The sequence below is a fragment of the Paenibacillus sp. sgz302114 genome (assembly GCF_056120345.1).
This window is the reverse complement of the sequence record NZ_JBVYOI010000002.1, coordinates 84,810-109,299: the sequence shown is the minus strand read 5'-3', so window position 1 is coordinate 109,299 and position 24,490 is coordinate 84,810. Positions and strand designations below refer to the sequence as shown.

Genomic DNA, 24,490 nt, shown 5'->3' with positions numbered 1-24,490 from the left:
TGGGCATTTACCCTACGTTTTTTCTGAAAACTTGACCTGCTTCTGCTACAATAAAACGTATCGAATACGAGAAAAGGAGTGACCGTCCGTGGCTTCCGGAGTAAATGGGCTAGAAGCGCTAACGAAACACGAGCGTCTTATGCAATATATTAATGCGCTCGAAATCGGTACCAAACTATCGGTGCGCACGATGGCAGAGGATCTCGAGGTAAGCGAGGGCACAGCGTACAAGGCGATCAAGGAGGCGGAAGCAGCCGGGCTTGTCAGCACGAAGGAACGGATCGGCACGGTCCGCATTCAGCGCCGCAACCGGGAGACGCTCGATCGGCTGACGTTCGGCGAGGTGGTTGAAATTGTGCAAGGCGAGCTGTTCGGAGGCGCGGCGGGGCTCGATAATACGCTGCACAAGTTTGTCATAGGCGCGATGGAGCTCGACGCGATGGTGAGATATATCGACGCAGGCAGTCTGCTCATTGTCGGTAACCGGGAAGGGGCGCATAGATGCGCGCTCGAGCAAGGCGCGGGCGTGCTGATTACGGGGGGCTTCGGCACAAGCGAAGAGATTAAGCGGCTCGCCGATGAGAAGGGGCTGCCAATCCTCTCCTCCAAGTACGACACCTTTACCGTCGCTTCGATGATTAACCGGGCGATGTTCGATAGGCTAATCCGCCAGAAAATAATGCTCGTCGAAGACATCGTTACTTATAGCCGTCCGGTAGAGACGATGCGTCTTGGCGAGACGAAGAACGATTATATGCTGCTTGCAGCAAGGGTAGGAGGTTCGCGCTTTCCGGTGCTAGATGACCGCGGCCGAGTCGTCGGCATGATGACCGCCAAGGATGCCGAAGGCGAGCCGGATACACAGCTCGTTGACAAGCTGATGACGCGCAGCCCGATTACGGCGGCGCCGAACATTCCGATTGCATCCGCTGCGCACACGATGGCGGCTGAAGGCATTGATCTGCTGCCGATCGTCGATAAGAACCGCAAGCTGCTCGCTGCGCTCAGCCGTACGGAAGTGCTGGAAGCGATGCGTTACGCAGGGAAACAGAAGGAGTCCGGCGAGACGTTCGATGAATTGATCGGCGCGGGATTCGCGAAGAAAGAGAATGAACAGAGCGACTGGCTCTACGAGGGTCGGATTACGCCGCAAATGTCCGGGACGTTCGGCACAATTTCAGAAGGGGTGCTGGTCACCTTAATGACGCAGGCAGCGCGGGGGCTTATACGCGAGATGGGGAAGCGGGAATATATCATCGAGAGCATGACGACTTATTTCGTAAGGCCGATCCAGCTGGAGAGCGAAGTAGTCATTCAGCCGAGCCTGCTGGAGATGAGCCGCAAGAGCGCCAAGCTCGAGATTGAGCTAAGGGACCCAAGCGGCCTCGCTGCCAAAGCCATGCTAACGGCGCAATTAATGGATCCGTACTAACCTTTCATGGACCGGTAAATGCTGTTATTACGCAAGCCCGCGAACAAGTTGAACAGGCCAAGCACGATGAACAGTGCGCCGATAATGACTTTGATCGTCGATCCGTTGTAAGCGAGCATGACGAACAAGGCGATGAAGACGAGCATGATGCCCATGTAGATGTTCATGCGCGCGGCATACATGCCTCTTTGCCGAGCATCGTTCGATCGGCGTGCTTTATAGCTGTTATAAACCGAGAATAGCGATGCGCCGATAATCACGATGACGATCAGCCAGTGAAGTGTACTTTCCATGAGGTGAATTGCAGCTCCTTTTTTGCTGTGCAGGTTGAATAGGTTTGTCCACATTATAGAATGTATAAGTTTCACCTGTATAAATTTCAATAATGTCACCGCGAAACGTAAGCTTTTGCCTCCAGGGGACGGCGTCAGCCGTTTTCACTTGTATTGTAGCATGAATTGCTGCCCGAGCGAAAATAAGGCTGCCTCCCATCTGTGTCGATTATGTGATCGGTCTCGTGTACGGATTCGCTTTAAACCATACCTGCAGCACATTATCGACGACGAGCATCGTCCGAATTTCGACGGTGAATTCTTTGCCGCCCGTCAGCAAGTACACTTTGTTATCCATCAGCTCCCGGCCGAGCTCGCCATTGGCATTAATCTTATAAATGCTCGTGCCGACGAAGACGCTTAAGTCCTTCCTCAGCTTATCCTTCAGCTCCAGCTTCACCTGCTCGTCCTTCAGGGCGGGACTATCCGATGATTTATTGTCCAGCAAGATCGGCTGTATAGTCTTAATGACGGTGTGCTGGTCTTTAAATTTATTCAGCTTCTCAATCCGATCCTCATACTCAATCAATTTATCTTCTAGCCCCGTATTGCTATCTCGCAAGGCGTTGAAGCTCATAAAGAAGACCGCGTGATAGGCCATCGCGCCTAGTATGGCGCCAAGCACGACAAAAGCGCATGCCTGCACCAGCCTCGTATACCGTTCAAAGGGCGGAACGCGCATGGATCAGACCGCCCCTCTACATAGCCAACGTATCAGCTCTGTCCCCATATGCGCGCCGAGAAAAGCGCACAGAATGTAGGCGATCTGAAATGCGACCGGCGATAGATGACCCTCGATCATATTGCTTTCAATGACCCGCATCGGGTCGATTGTGCCGCCTACAGCGGCGACGAGCGCCCAAATCTTGAGCCGTGATGCGGTATCCAGCATGATGGCAGCAGGTGCCGAGAGCACGAATACGGAGCCGATTCCAGCCAGCATAGAGCCGCCGAACACGACGCCGAAGGCGATAAAGAAGTCAATCGTAGCTTTCGATAAGAAGGAGTCCATCTTGTTCATTACACCCTCCTGTGGAATACGTGGGATACGGCTGCGCAAGCGGCTCGTCCCCCTAGTCCATTCTATGGGCGAGCAAGGCGGCAATATGATAAACTAGTATAAATGCTTTTCTCTGAAAGAAAGAAGGGACGAACAATGAGCGGCGAACGCGATTTTGTCCATTTGCACGTGCATAGCGAATTCAGCCTGCTCGACGGGGCTGCTCGGATTAAAGATTTGGTGACCCAAGCTTCTGCGCTTGGCATGAAGTCGCTCGCCTTAACGGATCACGGCGTCTTGTACGGCGCTGTGCCTTTCTATAAAGCTTGTATCGCTAGAGGCATCAAGCCGATTATCGGCTGCGAGGTTTATTTCACGACGGGATCGCGCTTCGACAAAGGCGCGCGCAAGGATAACCCGATCTATCATTTGATTCTGCTGGCGAAGAACGAGACGGGCTACCGGAATCTGATGAAGCTAAGCTCAATTGGCCACTTGGAAGGGTTCCATTACAAACCTCGGATTGACCTTGAAGTACTGAAAGAATATTCGGAAGGGCTTATCTGCCTCAGCTCTTGTTTGGGCAGCGAGATTGCTCAGCACCTGCTGCATGACCGCTACGAGCATGCGCTGAAGTCTGCGGAGCGTTACCGTTCCATATTCGGCGAGGATTTCTATCTGGAGCTGCAAGATCATGGCATGCTGGAGCAGAAGAAGGTGCTGCAGGCGACGCTGCGGCTCGCGCAGGAGACAGGTATTCTGACGGTAGCAACGAACGATGTTCACTACTTGCAGCCAGCAGATGCCGCCGTTCAAGACGTTCTAATCTGTATTGGCACGGGCAAGACTGTTGAAGACGATGACCGGCTCAAAATGATGACGGATCAGATGTACCTCAAGAGCGCGGATGAGATGGCGATGCAGTTCCGCCAGGCGCCTGATGCTGTTGCCCGTACGGTGGAAATTGCGGCAAAATGCCAGCTCGAGCTGACATTCGGCCGTGCGCTGCTGCCGACGTTTAGCCCGATTCCGTCAGGGATGAGCTCGGCGGACTACTTGTCCGCGCTCTGCCATGAAGGACTTGAGACGCGTTATTCCGGGGAATCGGCATGGACCTCGGACGCGGGCTATAAGAAGACCATTACGGAGCGGCTCGACTATGAGCTTGGCGTTATTGACAAAATGGGTTTCAGCGACTATTTCCTCATCGTGTGGGACTTCATCCGGTTCGCACATGAGCAAGGTATTCGCACAGGTCCTGGGCGGGGATCGTCGGCGGGCAGTCTCGTGGCGTATACGCTTAACATCACGGATGTTGATCCGATCAAATACAAGCTGTTATTCGAGAGATTCCTCAATCCGGAGCGGATTACGATGCCGGATATTGATATTGACTTCAACGATGAGCGCCGCGACGAAGTCATCAGCTACGTCTCTGCGAAGTATGGCGATGAGCATGTGGCGCAAATCATTACGTTCGGTACGATGGCGGCAAAAGCAGCCGTGCGCGACGTTGGCCGCGCGATGGCCGTTCCGTTCGGCGAAGTGGATCGTGCAGCGAAGCTGATCCCGAATCAGCTTGGCATTACGCTTGAGGAAGCGATGCGTGTCAGCACGGAGCTCCGCGAAGCATCAGAGCGCCAGCCGAAGACAGCCGATTTGCTTCGGATGGCGCTTAAGGTGGAAGGAATGCCGCGCCATGCCTCGACGCATGCGGCAGGCGTCGTTATTTCCGGCGAGCCTCTCACGCATTACGTGCCGCTCCAAGCAGGAAGCGAGAAGACGGCGCTGACGCAATATTCGATGGAGCATCTGGAATCGGTCGGTCTGCTCAAGATGGACTTCCTCGGCCTGCGCACGCTTTCCATTCTTGAACGTACGCTCGATTGGGTGAAGAAACAGCAGGGAATCACGGTTGATTTCCGCTTCATTCCTGACGATGATCCGGCAACCTATGCGATGCTGTCGCGCGGTGAGACGACGGGAATATTCCAGCTCGAGTCCACCGGCGTTCGGCGCGTGCTGAAGGAGCTGAAGCCGACTCAATTCGAAGATATCGTCTCGGTAACGGCGTTGTACCGTCCGGGTCCGATGGAGTTTATCCCCAAATATATTGCAGGCAAGCATGGAGAAGTGGCGGTGGAATACCCGCATCCGTCGCTTGAACCGATTCTCGCCGATACGTACGGCATTATCGTATATCAGGAGCAAATTATGCAGATCGCTTCGAAGATGGCGGGCTTCTCGCTTGGTGAAGCGGACTTGCTCCGCCGTGCTGTATCGAAGAAGAAGCGCGAGGTGCTCGATGAGCAGCGCGCTCACTTCGTAGAGGGCAGCCTCAGCCAAGGCTACGCAGAGAAGGACGCGAATGCCGTGTACGATATGATCGTCCGCTTCGCGGACTACGGCTTCCCGCGTGCTCACGCGGCGGCGTATGGCGTTCTCGCGTTCCAAACAGCGTGGCTGAAAGCGAATCATCCCGTGCCGTTCATGGCTTCCATGCTGGCGTCGGTCACAGGCAGCCAGCGGAAGACGGCGGAGTATGTAGACGAATGCCGTCGAATGGGCATCAACGTGATGCCGCCGGATGTGAACGAGAGCAACGTGACGTTTACTCCGGTGAACGGCGCGGTTCGTTTCGGCCTCGCTTCGATCAAGAACGTGGGCACGCAAGCGATCGAATCGCTCATGAAGGAGCGGGCGGATCGTCCGTTCGAGAGCTTGCTTGATCTGTGCCGGCGCGCCGACCTGCGCGTTGTGAATAAGCGCGTGCTTGAGTCGCTTATTCAAGCAGGGGCTTGTGATTCGCTAGGCGGACATCGCGCGCAGCTAGTCGCTGTGCTCGATGAGACCGTTGAAGCGGCGCTCAAGTGGCGGAAAGAGCGCGAGGAGCTCCAGATCGAGCTGTTCGGCTTCGATGAAGTGCAGAACTGGGATGTTGAGATGCCGGAGGTTCCGGCTTATACGACAGGCCAGAAGCTGTCGCTGGAGCGGGAGCTGCTCGGCATGTACTTGTCCGGGCATCCGCTCGACGCATATGAGGCGGAGCTTGCAGAGCTGCCGCTCGACCGGCTCGTGGATTTAACGGAAGTGCCGGATGGCGCTTTCGCCATCGTGAGCGCGATGGTGGTGTCGGCGAAGCATTTTACGACGAAGAAAGGACAGGCGATGGCCTTCCTTGAAATCGAGGATCGCATTATGCGCGTCGAGGCAGTCGCATTCCCGACGATCTGGAAGCGCCATTCGGCTGCGCTTGATCCGGGCAGCCTCGTCATTGTGCTCGCCAGCGTGCAGCATCAGGATGAGGACTATAAGCTCCTCATCGAAGATGTCGTGCCGCTTGGCGGTGGCACTGGGATGGGCGGCGCGCCTGCCGACTTGGCCGCTGGGGTGCAGCGGCTGCAGCGGCAGGCCCGCAGCCGCGGCAGCGAAGCAGCGGCGCGCGGCGGAGGCTCCGCGGCCAGCGGTGGCGCGGCTGCGCGGCCGGCGCCAGCGGTGCAAGCTCGCGGCGCTGGGGCTTCGCAGCCGGGCAGCGCCGGCGCTGCCGCACCGCGGCAAGCGGCGCCTGCTGCGCCGGCAGCGCCAGCCCGCAGCGGCGGGGCTCCGCAGCAAGCGGCTCCGTCTGCGCAGCCGGCGGTCACCCGCAGCGCCGGCGCTTCGCAGCAGCCGGCCGCAGCGGTTAAGCGGCCGCAGCGCCTCTACGTCAAGATCGTTGCTGGCAGCGAAGACTCTGCGTCGCTCGCGAAGCTGAAGTCGCTGCTGACGGCAAGCCCAGGCGTCTATGAAACGGTTCTGTTCTATGAGAGCGAAGGACGGACTGTCGCGCTAAGCGACGCCTTCCGTATCAAACCATCGGAGTTGCTGCTGTCGCAAATCGAGTCGATTTTTGGTAAAGGATCGGCGGTTGTGAAATAATAACGCTAATGATCTCGAATAATCGTTTTTGCTCAAGCAGGCACATGTTGATATGAAGCAGCATACATTTAGGAGACACAGAGCGAATAGCAACTTTAATGACGTTGCTTGCAGCTTTGCATTCGCCGCTTGTATGGGCTGAAGAAGCCAGGGAACGGAGTAACGATTCTCCTGTCTCCACCCAATTCGTACAAGCCGGACAGTGGGGGATGAACAGTGTCGTCCGATATGGAGAAATGGCTGAACAGACGCGGTGTATCGGTAAGTGACGTTGCAGATATTGTATTTTCGCTGCAGCGTCCGTATAATGCGGATTTGACCTATGAGGAATGCGAGGAGAGCGTGCTAGCCGTGCTTGGCAAGCGTGAAGTGCAGTATGTTCTGTTTACAGGCATTGCGCTGGATGAGCTGGCAGAGCAGAAGCTGCTGCCGGCACCCCTTCAAGCGATTATGGAAGCCGATGAATCGCTCTTCGGAGTCGACGAAACGCTCGCGCTCGGCATTACAAATGTATATGGCATGATCGGACTTACCAGCTTCGGCTATCTGGACAAAGTGAAGCCGGGCATCATCCGTAAGCTTAATGAGAAGGGCGCGCATGTGCATGTTTTTCTGGACGATCTCGTCGCGGGCCTTGCAGCTGCTGCATCCGCAAGGATTGCCCACCAGGATCCAAAAGCGAACCGGTACGAAATCGCAGACACGCCTTAAACCGCGTTAACGCCGCTTTTCGGGTCTGGAATATGCTCACAGCTCTTGCGCCGTTGCGATGAAAACCAAACATATGGTATCATGATGACATCATATGTCCAATTAACATGTGTTCATTTTGCGGCTTATGCCTATACAAGTGTGTTCAGATGTTCTTTTTATCATTGCAAGGAGGTACCTTTCATGTGGACGGTTATCTATATCGCGCCTACGGCAAAAATTGCGGAGAGCATCAAAAACCGGCTGACCCAAGAAGGGTTTCTCGTTAAAATCAGGCCAATTAACGTATCGAAACAGCAATACGAGATATTGGTCCCATCTGGCGAACTGGAAGAAGTGCAGGAAGTGCTGAACAATATTCTAAACTCGGGGCGGTAATAGTTTAATCTTACTGCGCTCCGCTCCAAAGAGGTGTCACTCGTGTTCAAGGACTTATTTCATAAAAAGAAGTATGCCACAATTCCATCGGGTCAGCCGCGTACGAAGCCGGATATTCCGGAAGGCTTAATGTCTAAATGCCCGAAGTGCGGCAACATTCAATTTAGCAAAGAAGTCGAGAAGAATTTAAAGGTTTGTCCGGGCTGTGGGCATCATTTCCGGCTTAATGCTTGGGAACGCATCGCCATTACGCTCGACGAAGGCAAACTGTCGGAGCTGGACGCGGATCTCGAATCCGTCGATCCGCTCGGTTTCCCGGGTTATGCGAGCAAGCTGGAAGCGCAGAAGAAGAGCTCTGGCCTTAAAGATGCGGTTGTTACGGGAGTAGGGACGATCGGTGGTTTGCCGGTCGTCGCCGCTTTCATGAGCTTTGATTTCTTCGCAGGCAGCATGGGTTCCGTTGTCGGTGAGAAGATTACTCGCGCAATCGAGCATGCGCATGCGAACAAGCTTCCGCTGATCGTGTTCTCCACTTCGAGCGGTGCGCGTATGCAGGAGAGCATTCTCAGCCTTATGCAGATGGCGAAGACAAGCGCAGCACTCGCGAGGTTCCAAGGTGACGGCGGTCTGTATATTTCCGTTATGACCGATCCTACAACAGGCGGCGTCTCCGCAAGCTTTGCACTGCTTGGCGACTTTAATTTGGCCGAGCCTGGGGCGCTTATCGGCTTTGCAGGCCGCATCGTAATCGAACAGACCATCCGCCAGAAGCTGCCGGACAACTTCCAAACCGCGGAGTTTAACCTGCAGCACGGACAGCTGGATAAAGTGGTACATCGTAAAGAAATGAAAGCAACACTTGCAAAATTGCTTGATATGCATTCGGTAAAGGGGGAAATTGTCAATGGCGGGTGAGCTGCCGTTCGAGAAGCCGCTTAACGAGCTGCAAAAGAAAGTCGAAGAGCTGAAGAAGTTCGGCCAAGATTCGGGTATTGATTTCAGCGATGAGATCGCTCGTTTGGAAGAACGCTGTAAACAGCTGCAAGAAGATCTGTACAACGAGTTGACGCCTGCGCAGAAAATGCATTTGGCGCGTCATCATGGTCGCCCTACGACGCTTGACTACATAGGGACGATATTTACAGACTTTATCGAGCTTCACGGCGATCGTCTATTTGCAGACGATCTCGCAATCGTTGGCGGTCTAGCGAAGCTGAACGACGTGCCGGTGACCGTTATCGGTCATCAGCGCGGCAAAGATACGAAGGATAACATTGCCCGTTTCTTCGGCAGTCCGCATCCGGAAGGGTTCCGCAAGGCGCTCCGGTTGATGCAGCAGGCGAACAAATTTGGCCGTCCGATCGTAACGTTTATCGATACGAAGGGTGCTTATCCAGGCAATACTGCGGAAGAACGCGGTCAATCCGAAGCGATTGCCCGTAATTTGCGTGAGATGGCGATGTTCGGAGTACCGATTATTTGTGTCGTCATCGGCGAAGGCGGAAGCGGCGGTGCACTCGGCCTTGGCGTTGGCAACCGCGTCTTGATGCTCGAGAACGCTATCTATTCGGTTATTTCGCCGAATGGCGCGGCATCTATACTATGGAAAGATGCGGCTCGTGCTGACGAGGCTGCTGCTGTGATGAAGATTACGGCTGCTGACTTGCAGGGGTTTGGCATCATAGAAGAAATTATCGCCGAGCCGCAAGGCGGAGCGCATCGTGATCTGGCCGAGCAATCGGAGACGATCAAAGAAGCGATCTGGCGTCACCTTGGCGAATTGTCGAAGCTTTCGTCTGAGGAATTGATCGAAGACCGGTACGAGAAGTTCCGCCGCATCGGTGAGTTCCACTCGCCGGAGCCGGATGCTGATATCGAACAGATACAAGAGGCTGAATCTGCCGGAGTATAAATAATGACTGTATAACGACATTGTGATCGATGCAGACGGAGGATGGAAAATTACTTATGCGTAAAACGAAAATTGTATGTACGATCGGGCCTTCCAGCGAATCGCTCGAAAATACGAAAAAACTAATTAACGCGGGCATGAACGTTGCTCGTCTGAACTTCTCCCACGGCGACTTCGAGGAGCACGGCAACCGAATCAAGAACATTCGTCAAGCTTGCCAAGAGCTTGGCAAAACAGTTGCCATTCTGCTCGATACGAAAGGCCCTGAGATTCGTCTGGGCAAATTGAAAGAAGAGCCGATTGAGCTCGTACAAGGCGACACGATTACACTGACGACGGAAGAAATCCTCGGCGACCGTAACCGCATTCCGGTAACGTACTCGAACCTGCCTGCAGACGTTGAGGAAGGCTCCACGATCTTGATCGACGACGGTCTGATCGGCCTGACTGTTGAAGCAATCGAAGGCACGGAGATCAAATGCCGCATCGTGAACAGCGGTCCAATCAAGAGCAAGAAGGGCGTTAACGTTCCTGGCGTACACATCTCCTTGCCTGGTATTACAGAGAAGGACGCGAACGATATCATCTTCGGTATTGAACAAGGCGTTGATTTCATCGCGGCTTCCTTCGTTCGTAAAGCGACAGACGTGCTCGAAATCCGCGAGCTTCTTGAGAAGCACGGCGCAAGCCACATTCAGATCATCTCCAAAATCGAGAACCAGCAAGGCGTTGACAACCTGGACGAGATTCTTGAAGTTTCTGACGGCCTAATGGTTGCGCGTGGTGACCTCGGCGTAGAAATTCCAGCTGAAGAAGTGCCGCTCGTACAGAAGAAGATGATCCAGAAGTGTAACCTGGCAGGCAAGCCGGTTATTACAGCTACGCAAATGCTTGATTCCATGCAGCGCAACCCGCGTCCGACTCGTGCGGAAGCAAGCGACGTTGCAAATGCGGTCTTCGACGGCACTGACGCAATCATGCTTTCAGGCGAGACAGCTGCCGGAAAATATCCGGTGGAATCGGTTCAAACGATGTCCCGTATCGCTGTTCGTGCGGAAGAGACGCTCAACTACCGTGAAATCTTCACACGTCAAGCGAATGCGCAGCAAACAACAGTAACAGAAGCAATCAGCCAAGCTGTTGCCAACTCTGCACTTGATTTGAACGCAAAAGCGATTATCACGTCTACAGAGAGCGGCTACACAGCTCGGATGATTTCCAAATACCGTCCGAAATCGCCGATCATCGCAGTAACGCCAGTTGAACAAGTGATGCGCCGTTTGGCTCTCATTTGGGGCATCACGCCAGTTCTTGGCACGCCTGCTGAGACAACTGACGAAATGTTCGATATCGCCGTTCAAGGCGGCATCACTTCTGGTATGGTGAAGCTTGGCGATACGGTCATTATTACAGCTGGTGTTCCGGTTGGCCGTTCGGGTTCGACGAACCTGATCAAAATTCACACAATTGGCGAGATGATTGCCAAAGGCCAAGGGATCGGCACTCAAAGCGCAACAGGTAAAGTTGTTGTAGCGCGCACTCCACAAGAGGCTATCGCGAAGACAACAGAAGGCTCGATTCTTGTTACTGTTTCGACAGACAAAGAATATATGCCAGCGATCTCCAAAGCGGCAGCAGTGATTACAGAGCAAGGCGGCATCACTAGCCATGCGGCGATCGTTGCACTGAACCTGGGCATCCCGGTTATCCTCGGGGTAAAGAACGCGCTTGAGCTTCTGCACGACGGTTCTGAAGTAACGGTCTATGCTGAAGTTGGCGTGATTTACTCCGGACAAGCTAAAGTTATGTAATGGATTGAAAGATAGATAAGAAGCGATGGTGCCTTGGGTGCCGTCGCTTTTTGTTCACATTATAGAATTTGCGTGCTTACTTGTATGCATTTCTATAATGTCTCCGCGAAACGTAAGCTTTTGTCTTTAAGGAAGGCGTTAGCCGTTTCACTTGAAAGCAGGTGATTAGAGATGAAGAAAGAAATAGCAGCCGGGGCACAGGCGCTCTGGCATATGCATCCACTTCGCGTCCGCTATCAAGAGACGGACCAGATGGGCGTAGTGTTTCACGGGAATTACTTGACCTGGTTTGAGATTGGACGAACCGAGCTTGTCAGGTCGCTTGGTCTGTCGTACATCGAGATCGAGAAATCGGGGCTTCTGCTTCCTGTCGTTGATTTGGACATCTCTTATGTATCGCCGGCGCGTTATGACGATATCGTATTTATCTGTACGCGGATCGAGGAGCTTTCACCGATTCGGATGGCGTTCCGCTCGGAGATCCGTTTGGCTGATGATCAGGCTGCTTTTCCACAGCCACAGTGGTGGCATGAAGCAGAGCCGCCTGGAAAGCTGCTTACGAAGGGCGGCACCCGCCATGTGTGGGTTAATCGGGATTGGCGCCCAGCGCGGCTGGATAAGGCATTTCCGGTCGTCTATGAGCGTCTGCAGGCAGCTGCCGCCGGCGCTGTGCAAGAGGAAGGGAGCGAGTAACCGATGTTAAAATGGCTCGTCGCTGCAATTATTCTTATTCCGGCAATAGAGATGTGGGGCATCATTCGAGTCGGTCACGCTATCGGCGGCTGGGCGACGTTCGGTCTTATTCTGCTCACCGGCTTCGCAGGCGCACAGCTCGCGCGCCTCGAAGGACGCAAAGCGATCGCGGAGGTGAAATTGCATCTCCAAAGCGGCAAGCCCCCGGGCCATGCGATGCTCAACGGGATTTGCGTCGTAATCGGAGGATTGTTGCTCCTGATGCCAGGATTCTTCACCGATATCGTTGGCATAACGCTGCTGTTCCCACTAACTAGACCGTTCTATCGGATGATGATCTACCGCTGGCTGGAGAATAAGATGCGAAGTGGCTCGATCACGATTTGGAGAAGGTAACTAATACGTAAACAAAGCAGTCGGGGCGATCAGTACCCCGACTGTTTTGTTGTCTGTATGAAACGCCGAAAGTCGGCCGAGAGTGAGAGTACATATACGATCTCTCGGCGCCGTATTTCTACCAATACTCTGTAGCTGAGAGAACTTATGTGCTCTCAGCATCCCAAACTCGCCGAAGTCGGCTGAGAGAACACATATGATCTCGCAGCGCCGAGGCTCATTAAACAAGAATGAAAATACAAAAACACGCTTGGCCACAGGCCAAGCGTGTTTTTGTGCATGCACCAAACGTAAAGCGTGTCCCGAAAGGGACGAAAGCGCGCACCAGCACGCAGAAACACTAACGCACCTCTGTTACTCTCACGTTCCCATGGTCCCACAGGGACACCAGGTACCTAAACAACTCCAAACGTAAAGCGTGTCCCGCAAGGGACGAAAGCGATCACCCGCAACCCAATCTCGCGAGCGCTTCTCTGTAACTCCAACGTTATACATTCCGGGTGTCCAGAGGGTTGGTAAACCCTCGGGGTCCCCCTGGAGAGGGGGATTTAGGGGGTGTTTAAGGTTTAGGCCCCCGCACCACAAACGAATACAAATCTCGAAACACGTTCGCCTTATGTACCGTTGTAAGGATCACTAGCGAGACCGGCCCGATAATGAGGCCGACGACGCCGAACAGCTTGAGCCCGACGAACATGGCGATCAGCGTAGGCAACGCTTCGAGTCCGACACTGCTTGCGAGCACCTTCGGCTCGATCGTCTGTCTACAGACAAGAATGACTCCGTAGAGAATTGACAAGCTGATGCCGAGAGAGACCTCGCCATAGATGAACGTATACGCGATCCATGGGATCATTGCTGCTCCAACACCAAGATAAGGAAGAAGATCGACTAGACCAATCAGCATGCCGATCGTGATCGCATAATTAACGCCTATGATGAGCAGGCCAATCGTCACAACGACCGCCGTAATCGAGATCATAATGAACTGGGCTCGCAAATAACCGAACAATGCTTTTTGCAGGTCAGCCCAGACAACCGACGTGGACTGTCTCATTTGCTCAGGGAACCAGACCGACAGCCGTTTGACATAGATGCTCCAATCCTTCGAAATGAAGAAGGCGGCAAGCAATACGACGATCATAATAGTGGCTACATTTGGCAAGGAAGTAATAATATTCACAATGCTATTCAAGAAATAGGTTATAATATTGGTACTTGTTTGTGCGAGCAAATTGGCCGTATCGGATATTCGAGCGTTAATCGTATCGTGATAGTTGGGATTCGCATCGTAGAAGGAATTGAGCTTGCCGATGAGATTTTGAACTTCTGGTGAATCCACAATAGATTCGAACTCATCGCGCCACCAGTCAATCGAGCTGCTGACTGATTTCGATAGATGAATGATTTCAACCACAATTCGCGTCACAAGCGCAGATACAATCGTTAGCATCGCCACGACGAAAACAAACAGCGTCACAGTAACACCAATCCAGCGAGGCAGCTTCAGCTTCCGATTCAATAAATTCACGATCGGATTAATGGCATAAGCGAGGAGCCAGCCGAGTAAAAATGGATACACGAGCGGCGTTACATAAATTACAGCGAGCACTGTGCCTACCAGTCCGAGAAGCAGCAGAAACGCGCGCCATATCCGTTTCCAAATGACACGATCCATATGAACGTTCACTCCTTTATATAGTGCAGGCGAGCATCATCTTTACCTTACAGTGTAGCATAGCCAGCTCACAATTTACCAAAAAAAGCACGTTCGCCACCAACTTTACGCCTTATTTACAAATCGTTAACATGCGATAAACATTGACATTTCATAATTGTATTATTCGACAAGCAGGAGGACTACACAAATGAACAAACTATTGTCGCCTTATGTAAACCGCGACTTGAGCTGGGTCGAGTTCAATCGCAGAGTGCTGGAGGAAGCGCAGGACCAAGACAATCCTCTTCTTGAGCGGGCTAAATTTCTGGCTATCGTCGCAAGCAATCTCGATGAATTTATGAGCGTACGCGTAGCTGGTATTCAAGATCAGATAAAGGCCGGATACACGAAGCATGATTTTACCGGCTATTCGCCTGCAGGACTATGGAAGCGCCTAATGAAGCGCACAGGCCTAATGGTGGTTGAACAATATCGCACTTATCGTGAAGTGCTTCGAGGCTTAACCAAGGAAGGCATCTGCTTCCGTCAAATAGACGAGCTTAACTCTCACCAGCTGAGAGCGGTCGACGACTATTTCCTCGAAATCGTCTTTCCCGTGCTGACGCCTATGGCTGTGGACCAGAGCCGACCATTCCCGCTGCTTCATACGAAGGAGCTCTATTTATCTGTACTGCTCGGCCGTGAGAATATGCCCGAGGAAGAAGAGCCATTCTTTGCAATCGTACAAGTACCGTCGATTCTTTCCCGGTTCATACAGCTTCCAAACCGAGTGAACAGCAAGAAAAGCGAATTTCTATTGCTTGAGCAATTGATTGAGAGGCATATTAACACGCTCTTTAACGGTTATACGACGATCTCGGTCGATCCGTTCCGTTTAACCCGTAATGCGGATCTCACATTGAACGAAGAAGGCGCAGAGGATCTGCTCGAGGAAATTGAGAAGGAGATTCGCCGCCGCCGCTGGGGGCTTCCAGTTCGTTTAGAATATGGTAAAGACATGCATCCTTATGCGCTGCAAATGCTCAAGGAAGAGCTTGAGCAAGGGGAGAATATGTTTGAAATTGATGGGCCGCTGGACCTAAGCTACTTGATGAAGTTTGCTTCTGCGCTGCCGGGCTATGATAATCTTCGTTTCGAGCGAATAGAACCAGTCTACCCGCATGAGTTCGACGAGGATGATATGTTCTCCGTCATTCGCCAGGAAGATGTGCTGCTCTATCATCCTTACGAATCGTTCGAAGCGGTAACCGACTTCGTAACCGATGCGGCGCATGACCCAGATGTTCTCGCCATCAAAATGACCCTTTACCGCGTGAGCGGGCAATCCGCGCTCGTTCAAGCGCTCGCGATGGCTGCAGAGTCCGGTAAGCAAGTGACCGTTGTACTAGAGCTGAAGGCGCGTTTCGATGAAGAACGGAACATCGCATGGGCGCGTCAGCTCGAGAAGGCGGGCTGTCACGTCGTGTACGGCCTCGTAGGCTTGAAGACGCATGCGAAGATAACGCTCGTCGTGCGCAAGGAGCAAGGCATGCTGCGCCGATATGTTCATGTCGGTACAGGGAACTACAACGATAGCACGGCGAAGCTGTATACCGATATTGGGTTGTTTACTTCACATCCGATTATTGGGGCGGATGCATCTGCTTTGTTTAACGAGATTACCGGATACTCTTCACCATATGAGTGGAAGGCTTTTGGCGTTGCACCTACAGATTTGAAGCAAAAGCTGTTCGATCTGATGGAGCGTGAGAAGCAGCATGCCGCTGAAGGGAAGCCGGCACATATTATTGCCAAGATGAACAGCCTGTCAAATCAGGAAATCATCGATAAGCTGTATGAAGCATCGCAAGCTGGCGTACGCATCGAACTGATCGTGCGCGGAGTATGCTGCCTTCGTCCGGGAGTACAAGGACTGAGTGAGAATATTCGGGTCATTAGCATTGTAGACCGATTTTTGGAGCATTCGCGGATTACGTATTTCCATAACGGTGGCGACGAAGAGGTTTACTTGTCGAGCGCGGATTGGATGACCCGTAACTTAACCCGCCGGATTGAGCTCATGTGCCCTGTATTCGATGCCAAACTGCGCAAGACGTTAATGAACGTGCTTAAACTCAATTTGGAAGATAATAAGAAGGCGCGTGAGCTGCAATCCGACGGCAGTTATGAATCGGTGGAGAATGAACGCCCAGCACTCAGAAGCCAATTCTATGCGAAAAATATTCGCAAATGGAAGAGCTACCGGTAGTCAGGCGTGTGTAAAGTAGGCGTCAAGTTCCACAGCTTCTTGAAGTCGCTCGCGAGGGAATCGACTTCCTTGCGTTCAACGGCGAGCATCCCTTCGGCACGCAGCGCGCGCAAGTGAAGCTTGCTGCCGGATGTTTCAATGCCCAGCTTGCCGATCGCCTGCGTTTCACTGCGGTCGAGTGCGATTGCAAGCTGCAGTATGCCGCCAAGCTTGCATACCGTTTCAATGTCCTCTTCGCTTAATAGCGGTTTGTACGCGGCAGCCGTTTGTTTAACCCTGCTTTTTCCTTTATAGGATGCAATCAGGGAACAGATGAGCTGCTCTCGGTGCGACAAGCCGTTAATATGCGAGTTGATCATCAGATAGAAGGTATGCTTCTTGTAATCATAATAGTCGATGCTTGCACCGATGCGATGCAGAATGGAAGCGATATCGAGAAATTGTCGTGCCCGGTCAGGCTCTGGCAGCTTCGATCCGAGCAGATCAATCAAGCTCAGAACGGTACGATTTACCTGCGAAGTATGCTGCATCGGCGCTTCCGGGTGAAGGGCAGCGAGATTATTAACGCTGTACGTAACGACATCATCCAGCCGCGGTCGTTCCGGGAAACGAGTTGCGTAGAATAAGCCATCCCTGAGACCTGCTGCGCACACTAAATAATGAGAAGCACCGATTGCGCGGAAGATCGTACGCAGAATTGCGATCCCTGGTACGATAATATCGACACGTTCTTTCGATAAACCTGGCAATTTGCTTCGCTTATCCAGAGGCTGCCTGCGCATTTGCTCGAACAGCTCATCGGTCGAAGCGGCATCAATCGGATAATTATTTGTACTCGGGAACGGATATTTGACATGTGCTTGATGCACTTTGCCGAGCGCTCGGACCGTGCCTCCAATGCCGACGAGCGGGAGGTTCGGCGAGCTGCGGAGCCAAGTCTCATGCTCTAGTCTGTCTTCGATATGCTTCTCAAGCTCCTTGAGCTGCTGATCGGACAGCATCCCGCCTTTGGCATATCGTTTCGTCATGCTGACACAGCCGAAAGGGAATGAGATGGCATGGACAAGTTTACGATCCTTGAACAGCGACACCTCCGTGCTTCCGCCTCCGATGTCGATCAGGAAGCCTTCCTCAATTGCCATGGAGTTAATCATACCGAAGTAGCCGTAATCGGCTTCTTGCTTGCCAGAGAGCAGCTCGATTGTCAGGCCTGATTCCGCTTCAATGCGGTGAAGGATATGACTCTGATTCGTTGCATTACGGATTGCAGCTGTTGCAACGGCTCGGATGTGTCCAGTGCGATGATGTGCACAAATAAGCCGGAAGTGATTCAGCATATCGACAAGCTCATCAATGGATTGCTCAGGAAGCGCGCCATCATCATCGAGCTGCTCGCTAAGACGGGCGGAATGTTTGCTGCCGTCGATAACGCGGTTGGCACCGCCGACTGTACGTTCATATACGACTAGCCGAATGGAGTTGGATCCGATATCAATGATGCCGATGCGCTGTTCTGTCATTCGTGTTATTCCCCTTTAGAGGCGTAGAGCCAGTCATGTTATACTGCACATATTACCATTAGGGACAGTCGCAAGAAAGTGTTGATTTGAACGGGTAAAAGTGAAATGTTTAGGGAAAAATCAATGCAGGTTAAGTAGATGAAAAAACCTTTATGGTAGCGATAAAGCAATTTTATATCCGATTTTGTTCACTTCTCGGTCAAAATCCGATATGATTAGAACGACGATTGTGGAACTCGAATCCAATTATTGTTAACGTTACTCCATTTATTTTAAATAAAAGAGACTAAAGGAGAGAGAAACATGACAGTGACCAAAGGTCTGGAAGGTATTGTCGCAACGACATCCTCGATCAGCTCCATTATTGATGGCGTACTGACATATCGCGGGATCAACATCGATGATCTTGCTGAGCATGCTTCTTTTGAAGAAGTGGCTTACTTGCTCTGGTACGGTAAGCTTCCGAACCAATCTGAGCTTGATGAGCTAATCAAGAAGTTTGGCGAATATGCAGCAGTACCAACGCAGGTGCTGGATCAAATCAAGCTGTACCCAAGCAACACGAACTCGATGGCAGCACTTCGTACGGCGGTTTCGAGTCTAGCGCTTTATGATGCATCCGCTAACGAGATGTCGCAAGAAGCGAACATCAAGAAAGCAATTAAACTGCAAGCACAAATCCCGACTATCGTTGCCGCGTTTGCCCGCATTCGCGAAGGCAAAGAGCCGGTGGCTCCGAAGTCCGGTGTATCGATCGCTTACAACTTCTTGTACATGCTGACTGGCCAAGAGCCGGATCAAGTTGCTGTAAAAGCGCTTGACCAAGCACTTGTGCTTCACGCAGACCATGAGCTGAACGCATCCACATTCGCAGCACGCGTTACAGTTGCTACACTATCGGATATTTACTCCGGCGTAACTTCGGCTATCGGCGCGCTCAAAGGCCCGTTGCACGGCGGCGCGAACGAAGCGGTTATGGTTATGCTCGAAGAAATCGGTTCGTTCGGCAACGTTGAATCGTATATCAACGAGAAGCTTGCGAACAAAGAGAAAATTATGGGCTTCGGCCACCGTGTTTACAAAAACGGCGATCCACGTGCGAAACATCTGCAGAAGATGTCCCGTGAGCTTGGCAAATTGACAGGCAACATGGAGCTGTACGAAATGTCCGTGAAGATTGAAGAGCTTGTAACAGGTCAGAAGGGTCTGAAGCCAAACGTTGACTTCTACTCCGCATCCGTTTACACAACGCTTCAAATTCCACGCGATCTGTTCACGCCGATCTTCGCGATCAGCCGTTGCACAGGTTGGACTGCGCACATTCTTGAGCAATACGAGAACAACCGCTTGATCCGTCCGCGTGCTGAGTACACAGGACCGGTAGATCAAAAAGTAACTCCAATTGCGGAGCGTTAAGCTGAAAGAAGCGGCCTTGTCGTGACGGGGTGCCGACTGGCAGCGCCTTATAAAGCGCGGTCAGCCGGCTCCCGTCATGTTATGTATAGCGATTATATGAACTTCAAATTATAGGAGGATTTCAACCATGAAACTCGAAAAATTCGCTCTACCTACTGAAGGACAACAAATTACAATCGATAACGGCGTACTTAATGTGCCGAACAACCCAATCGTACCTTTCATCGAAGGCGACGGCACAGGCCGTGACATCTGGAAAGCGTCCAAGCGTGTTCTGGATGCAGCAGTTGAGAAAGCATACGGCGGCGAGAAGAAGATCGCTTGGTACGAAGTGTTCGCCGGCGAGAAAGCATTCAATACTTACGGCGAATGGCTGCCAGCTGATACGCTGACTGCAATCCGCGAATATATCGTAGCAATCAAAGGTCCATTGACTACGCCAATCGGCGGCGGTATCCGTTCCCTGAACGTAGCGCTTCGCCAAGAGCTTGACCTGTATGTATGCTTGCGCCCAGTTCGTTACTTCGACGGCGTACCTTCCCCTGTTAAACGTCCTGAGCTAGTAGACATGGTTATCTTCCGTGAGAATACTGAAGATATCTACGCTGGTATCGAGTACCAAGAAGGTTCCGCAGAAGTTAAGAAAGTAATTTCGTTCTTGCAAAATGAAATGGGCGTTAACAAAATCCGCTTCCCAGAAACTTCGGGTATCGGCATTAAGCCAGTTTCCGCAGAAGGTTCGAAACGTCTTGCACGTGCTGCGATTGAATACGCGCTGAAGCATGGCCGTAAATCGTTGACACTTGTTCATAAAGGCAACATCATGAAGTTCACTGAAGGTGCATTCAAAACTTGGGGCTATGAAGTCGCTGAGCAAGAGTTCGCTAACGAGACTTTCACATGGGGTCAATACGACCGCATTAAAGAAGCAGAAGGCACTGACGCTGCGAACAAAGCACAAAAAGAAGCAGAAGCAGCTGGCAAGCTGATCGTGAAGGACGCAATTGCGGACATCGCGCTTCAACAAGTATTGACTCGTCCTACAGACTTCGACGTTATCGCTACGTTGAACCTGAACGGTGACTACCTGTCTGATGCACTGGCTGCACAAGTTGGCGGTATCGGTATCGCACCAGGCGCGAATATCAACTACTTGACTGGACACGCGATCTTCGAAGCAACTCACGGTACTGCGCCTAAGTACGCTGACCTTGACGTTGTAAACCCAGGCTCGGTTATCCTCTCCGGCGTAATGCTGCTTGAGCACCTTGGCTGGCAAGAAGCGGCTGATTCCATCTACAAAGGTCTGGAAACAGCAATCAACAACAAAACAGTTACTTATGACTTCGCACGCCTGATGGAAGGCGCTACTGAAGTGAAATGCTCTGCATTCGCTGACGAAATCATCAAAAATCTGTAATAGATGTATTGAATAGGGAGCGTCCATATTTACCCACACTTATTCCTCCCCCTAAATCCCCCTCCAGAGGAGGGGGACCCCAAGGGTTACCACACTTTGGCAACCGGAAGGTATAACGTGGGAGCTGCAGAGACTATATATAGAGTGGTACGTGCACCGCTTTCGCAAAAACCGCATAGCATTCGCTATTGCGGTTTTTGCACGATATATGTGTTCGCGTGAGTTTGCCGCTTGGGGCGGCAGGTCGCTTGCGCGACCGGAGCAATAAAGATATTGCAATCGGGGAAACTAATCCTATGTTTATTAGGAGGTAGTGTACGATGGCGATTAAACGGAACAAAATTACGGTTGTAGGTGCAGGCTTTACCGGTGCGACAACGGCGTTAATGCTCGCTCAGAAAGAGCTTGGCGATGTCGTGCTCGTGGACATTCCGCAGCTTGAGAACCCGACGAAAGGCAAAGCGCTCGACATGATGGAGTCAACGCCTGTTCAAGGCATAGACTCCAAAATCATCGGGACGTCCAACTATGAGGACACGAAGGGTTCATCCGTAGTTATCATTACGGCAGGTATTGCGCGCAAGCCGGGCATGAGCCGCGATGACTTGGTAAACACCAACGCTGGCATCGTCAAGTCGGTCTGCGAGAGCGTTAAAGCGACAAGCCCGGATGCCTACATCATCATTCTCTCTAATCCGGTAGATGCGATGACTTACGTCGCATACCAGGCGCTAGGATTTCCGAAGCACCGTGTCATTGGGCAGTCAGGCGTTCTTGACACAGCCCGTTATTGCACCTTCATTGCCGAAGAGCTGAATGTCTCTACAGAAGACGTTCGCGGCTTCGTCCTTGGCGGTCACGGCGACGATATGGTGCCGCTCGTTCGTTATTCGAACGTCGGCGGTATTCCAATTGAGAAGCTAATACCGGCAGATCGGATTGAAGCGATCGTGCAGCGGACGCGTGTCGGGGGCGGCGAGATTGTTAATTTGCTCGGCAACGGCAGTGCCTACTACGCGCCAGCCGCCTCGCTTGTGCAGATGACAGAAGCCATCTTGAAAGACAAGAAACGAATACTGCCCGTCATCGCATTATTGGAAGGCGAATACGGCTACAATAACTTGTTCATGGGCGTGCCTGTCATTCTTGGCGGCGACGGCATTGAACGGATTTTCGAACTGGAGCTGTCAGCCGAAGAGAAGACGGCGCTTGAGAAGTCCGCGAATTCGGTTCGCAGTGTCATCGCAATCGTCGACAGCGGAAGCAGCAAATAGAAGCAAAATAGAGCACGATAACCTCATGAAGCACATGAGACCCTGACTGCGTTTCCCGTCAGGGTCTTCATTTTTGATGATGGAAGGAGGAGCAAGAGATGATTCATGAAGAAGCACTGCGTACGCTAAAGCAGGTGTATGGCTACGACAGCTTCCGTAAAGGCCAGATCGACATCATTGCAGGTGTGCTGGAAGGGAAGGATACGCTCGCCATTCTGCCAACGGGCGGGGGGAAGTCAATCTGTTACCAGCTTCCCGCGCTGCTGCTGCCTGGCACGACAATTGTCGTTTCACCGCTCATATCGCTTATGAAAGACCAAGTGGATGCACTTAATCGGCTGGGCGTATCGGCTGCCTACCTGAATAGCTCGCTTAGTTCGGAGTCGTACCGTGAAGTGGTGCGGCAGACTGCGCAAGGCGTGTACAAGCTGTTATATGTCGCACCAGAGCGTCTCGATAGCACGATGTTCGACTCGTTATCGAGCCAAATGCATATACCGCTCATCGCGATTGATGAAGCACACTGCGTCTCACAGTGGGGGCATGACTTCCGCCCGAGCTACCGACAGCTGGCAGGCTGGATCGGGAGGCTCGAGAACCGTCCGCCTGTAGCGGCATTTACGGCAACGGCTACACCCGAGGTATCAGAGGACATTGCGGCGATGCTCGGGCTGCGTAAGCCGAATATTTTCGTAACCGGATTTGCACGTACGAATCTCACATTGTCCGTCGTGACAGGGACTGACAAACGGAAGTTTCTGCGCGACTTCGTGAAGCAGCGGCCGGACCAATCCGGTATTGTGTACACCGCAACCCGCAAGGAAGCCGAAGAAGTGAGCGAGGACTTGATGAAGCTTGGCATCGCCACAGGCAAGTATCATGGCGGCTTGAATGATGGGGAGCGGGGGGACGCGCAGGAGAAATTCCGCTTCGACGAATACCGAGTGATGGTGGCGACGAATGCGTTTGGCATGGGGATTGATAAGCCGAACGTCCGCTATGTCATTCACTGGCAGATGCCAGGCGATGTGGAGTCGTATTACCAGGAGGCTGGACGTGCTGGGCGAGATGGTGAGGAGAGCGATTGCGTCCTTCTGTTTGAGCCCCAGGACGTGCAGGTGCAGCGCTTCCTGATCGACCGCAGCACGACAGATCCTGAGCGCAAGACGATTCAGTTGAACAAGCTGTATACGATGATGCATTACAGCCGATCGGAGAAGTGCTTGCTGCAATATATTGTGCGGTATTTCGGAGAGGCGGATGTGCCTGAATGCGGCAAATGCAGCAACTGTCTCGATCAGAGCGCGATGATCGATACGACAGAGGATGCACGCAAGGCGCTTTCCTGCGTTGGGCGGATGAAAGGACGCTTCGGCATATCGCTGGCTGCAAAAGTGCTTAAGGGCTCGAGAGAAAAGCGGATTCTCGAGTTCGGTCTCGACAAGCTATCGACATATGGCCTCATGCGTAGCTGGGCGGAGAAGGAGATTACCGATCTGCTCTATTATCTTGTCGCAGAAGGCTACTTACGGATCAGTGAAGGGGAGTATCCAACAGTGTCGCTGACGGCCGAGGCACTGCCTGTATTGGAAGGCAAGCTGACCGTGCACCGTAGGCAGAGTGCCGCTGCGAAGCGGAGAGAAACGGCTGGAACGAATGTGTCTGCCGCGAACACGCCGCTGTTCGAAGCGCTGCGTGAGTGGCGTCGTGTGACGGCAGCAAGAGAGAGCGTTCCGCCGTTCATGCTGTTCTTCGATGCGGCGCTGCGTGAAATTGCCGACAGGCAGCCAATTACGACCGAGCAGCTGCTAGGTGTGAAAGGCGTCGGTGAAGCAAAGGCGCGTAAGTATGGCAGTGATGTCATTGCAATTGTGCGCGAATTTAAAGAGGGAGCGGCTTCAGGAGCAGCTTCCTTTTCAAACGGTGACATGCCGTCGCAGTCAACAGCACCGGTACAAGCGAGCCGGAAGGCAGCTGAACCGAAAGTACAGGTGCAGGTAAGTCAGGCGGATGCCGCGGAGCTGACGGAGCTTGAGAGCCTGCCGAGCCATATGCAGACGCTCACCTTGATTGGCAGAGGCAAGTCGCTTGCTGAAATAGCAGCTATGCGCGGCATGAGCCGTGTGACGATCGAGAACCATTTGCTTCGCTGTGCTCAGGAAGGCGAGGAGCTCGACTTTGCAATGTTCATCCCCGAACAATATGAGGCGCTCATCGTGGAGACGATTCAGCAGATCGGAAGCGATAAGCTTAAACCGATCAAAGAGGCGCTTCCGGACGATGTCGATTATTTTGCAATAAAAGCGGTCATGGTTAAGCATCGTTTGACACCCTCATACGAATAAAGCTAT

19 protein-coding genes are annotated in these 24,490 nt (G+C 52.5%); 14 read left to right on the top strand and 5 right to left on the bottom strand.

The features are described from left to right. Positions 1-139: 139 nt before the first annotated feature. Entirely contained in the window at positions 140-1,432 is a 1,293-nt protein-coding gene (locus AC0LWF_RS05535) for a DRTGG domain-containing protein (RefSeq protein WP_474651201.1), read from the top strand. Here the strand turns inward: AC0LWF_RS05535 and AC0LWF_RS05530 are convergent. From AC0LWF_RS05530 to AC0LWF_RS05520, 3 genes are all read right to left on the bottom strand, one after another. Next, positions 1,429-1,725 carry a YtpI family protein gene (locus tag AC0LWF_RS05530; protein ID WP_474650564.1) on the bottom strand — a complete coding sequence of 99 codons (297 nt, stop codon included), beginning with the start codon at positions 1,723-1,725 and terminating at the stop codon, positions 1,429-1,431. The two genes, AC0LWF_RS05535 and AC0LWF_RS05530, sit on opposite strands and share 4 nt — an antisense overlap. 208 nt (positions 1,726-1,933) lie before the next feature. Then, on the bottom strand, positions 1,934-2,446 hold the full coding sequence (locus AC0LWF_RS05525; RefSeq protein ID WP_474650563.1) for a sporulation membrane protein YtrI: 513 nt from the start codon (positions 2,444-2,446) through the stop codon (positions 1,934-1,936). A 3-nt stretch (positions 2,447-2,449) separates the two neighbouring features. Beyond that, entirely contained in the window at positions 2,450-2,776 is a 327-nt protein-coding gene (locus tag AC0LWF_RS05520) for a YtrH family sporulation protein (RefSeq protein ID WP_090578996.1), read from the bottom strand. A 144-nt stretch (positions 2,777-2,920) separates the two neighbouring features. Here AC0LWF_RS05520 and AC0LWF_RS05515 point away from each other — a divergent pair, with 144 nt between their 5' ends. The 8 genes from AC0LWF_RS05515 (at position 2,921) to AC0LWF_RS05480 (ending at position 12,580) form a co-directional block, all read left to right on the top strand. Continuing rightward, entirely contained in the window at positions 2,921-6,679 is a 3,759-nt protein-coding gene (locus tag AC0LWF_RS05515; protein WP_474650562.1) for a DNA polymerase III subunit alpha, read from the top strand. Positions 6,680-6,907: 228 nt separating this feature from the next. Then, complete coding sequence (locus tag AC0LWF_RS05510; RefSeq protein WP_474651200.1) at positions 6,908-7,390, top strand: phosphatidylglycerophosphatase A family protein; 483 nt, start codon at positions 6,908-6,910, stop codon at positions 7,388-7,390. Between the two features lie 183 nt (positions 7,391-7,573). Further along, a complete protein-coding gene (locus AC0LWF_RS05505) occupies positions 7,574-7,768 on the top strand; it encodes a glutamate decarboxylase (RefSeq protein ID WP_090578748.1) in 195 nt (64 codons plus the stop codon). Positions 7,769-7,810: 42 nt separating this feature from the next. After that, complete coding sequence (gene accD / locus AC0LWF_RS05500) at positions 7,811-8,683, top strand: acetyl-CoA carboxylase, carboxyltransferase subunit beta (protein ID WP_474650561.1); 873 nt, start codon at positions 7,811-7,813, stop codon at positions 8,681-8,683. Continuing rightward, positions 8,673-9,680, top strand: coding sequence for an acetyl-CoA carboxylase carboxyltransferase subunit alpha (locus AC0LWF_RS05495; protein WP_090578754.1), 1,008 nt, complete (start codon positions 8,673-8,675; stop codon positions 9,678-9,680). Before accD ends, AC0LWF_RS05495 begins: the two co-directional genes overlap by 11 nt. Before the next feature lie 56 nt (positions 9,681-9,736). Further along, on the top strand, positions 9,737-11,491 hold the full coding sequence (pyk, locus tag AC0LWF_RS05490; RefSeq protein WP_474650560.1) for a pyruvate kinase: 1,755 nt from the start codon (positions 9,737-9,739) through the stop codon (positions 11,489-11,491). Between the two features lie 171 nt (positions 11,492-11,662). Then, positions 11,663-12,184: an acyl-CoA thioesterase gene (locus AC0LWF_RS05485; protein ID WP_474650559.1), complete on the top strand. Its 522-nt coding sequence runs from the start codon at positions 11,663-11,665 to the stop codon at positions 12,182-12,184. Between the two features lie 3 nt (positions 12,185-12,187). Beyond that, positions 12,188-12,580: an FxsA family protein gene (locus tag AC0LWF_RS05480; RefSeq protein ID WP_474650558.1), complete on the top strand. Its 393-nt coding sequence runs from the start codon at positions 12,188-12,190 to the stop codon at positions 12,578-12,580. A gap of 559 nt (positions 12,581-13,139) precedes the next feature. Here AC0LWF_RS05480 and ytvI read toward each other — a convergent pair. Further along, on the bottom strand, positions 13,140-14,258 hold the full coding sequence (ytvI, locus tag AC0LWF_RS05475) for a sporulation integral membrane protein YtvI (RefSeq protein ID WP_474650557.1): 1,119 nt from the start codon (positions 14,256-14,258) through the stop codon (positions 13,140-13,142). 190 nt (positions 14,259-14,448) lie between these two features. Here ytvI and ppk1 point away from each other — a divergent pair, with 190 nt between their 5' ends. After that, entirely contained in the window at positions 14,449-16,509 is a 2,061-nt protein-coding gene (ppk1, locus tag AC0LWF_RS05470) for a polyphosphate kinase 1 (RefSeq protein WP_474650556.1), read from the top strand. On the opposite strand, the gene AC0LWF_RS05465 is transcribed toward ppk1, so the two are convergent. Continuing rightward, complete coding sequence (locus AC0LWF_RS05465; protein ID WP_474650555.1) at positions 16,500-18,029, bottom strand: Ppx/GppA phosphatase family protein; 1,530 nt, start codon at positions 18,027-18,029, stop codon at positions 16,500-16,502. The two genes, ppk1 and AC0LWF_RS05465, sit on opposite strands and share 10 nt — an antisense overlap. 303 nt (positions 18,030-18,332) lie before the next feature. Here AC0LWF_RS05465 and citZ point away from each other — a divergent pair, with 303 nt between their 5' ends. From citZ to recQ, 4 genes are all read left to right on the top strand, one after another. Further along, positions 18,333-19,445, top strand: coding sequence for a citrate synthase (gene citZ / locus AC0LWF_RS05460; protein WP_474650554.1), 1,113 nt, complete (start codon positions 18,333-18,335; stop codon positions 19,443-19,445). A 127-nt stretch (positions 19,446-19,572) separates the two neighbouring features. Then, a complete protein-coding gene (gene icd, locus AC0LWF_RS05455; protein WP_474650553.1) occupies positions 19,573-20,865 on the top strand; it encodes an NADP-dependent isocitrate dehydrogenase in 1,293 nt (430 codons plus the stop codon). Between the two features lie 320 nt (positions 20,866-21,185). Next, a complete protein-coding gene (mdh, locus tag AC0LWF_RS05450) occupies positions 21,186-22,139 on the top strand; it encodes a malate dehydrogenase (protein WP_474650552.1) in 954 nt (317 codons plus the stop codon). 98 nt (positions 22,140-22,237) lie between these two features. After that, positions 22,238-24,484 carry a DNA helicase RecQ gene (gene recQ, locus AC0LWF_RS05445; protein ID WP_474650551.1) on the top strand — a complete coding sequence of 749 codons (2,247 nt, stop codon included), beginning with the start codon at positions 22,238-22,240 and terminating at the stop codon, positions 24,482-24,484. Positions 24,485-24,490: the final 6 nt, after the last annotated feature.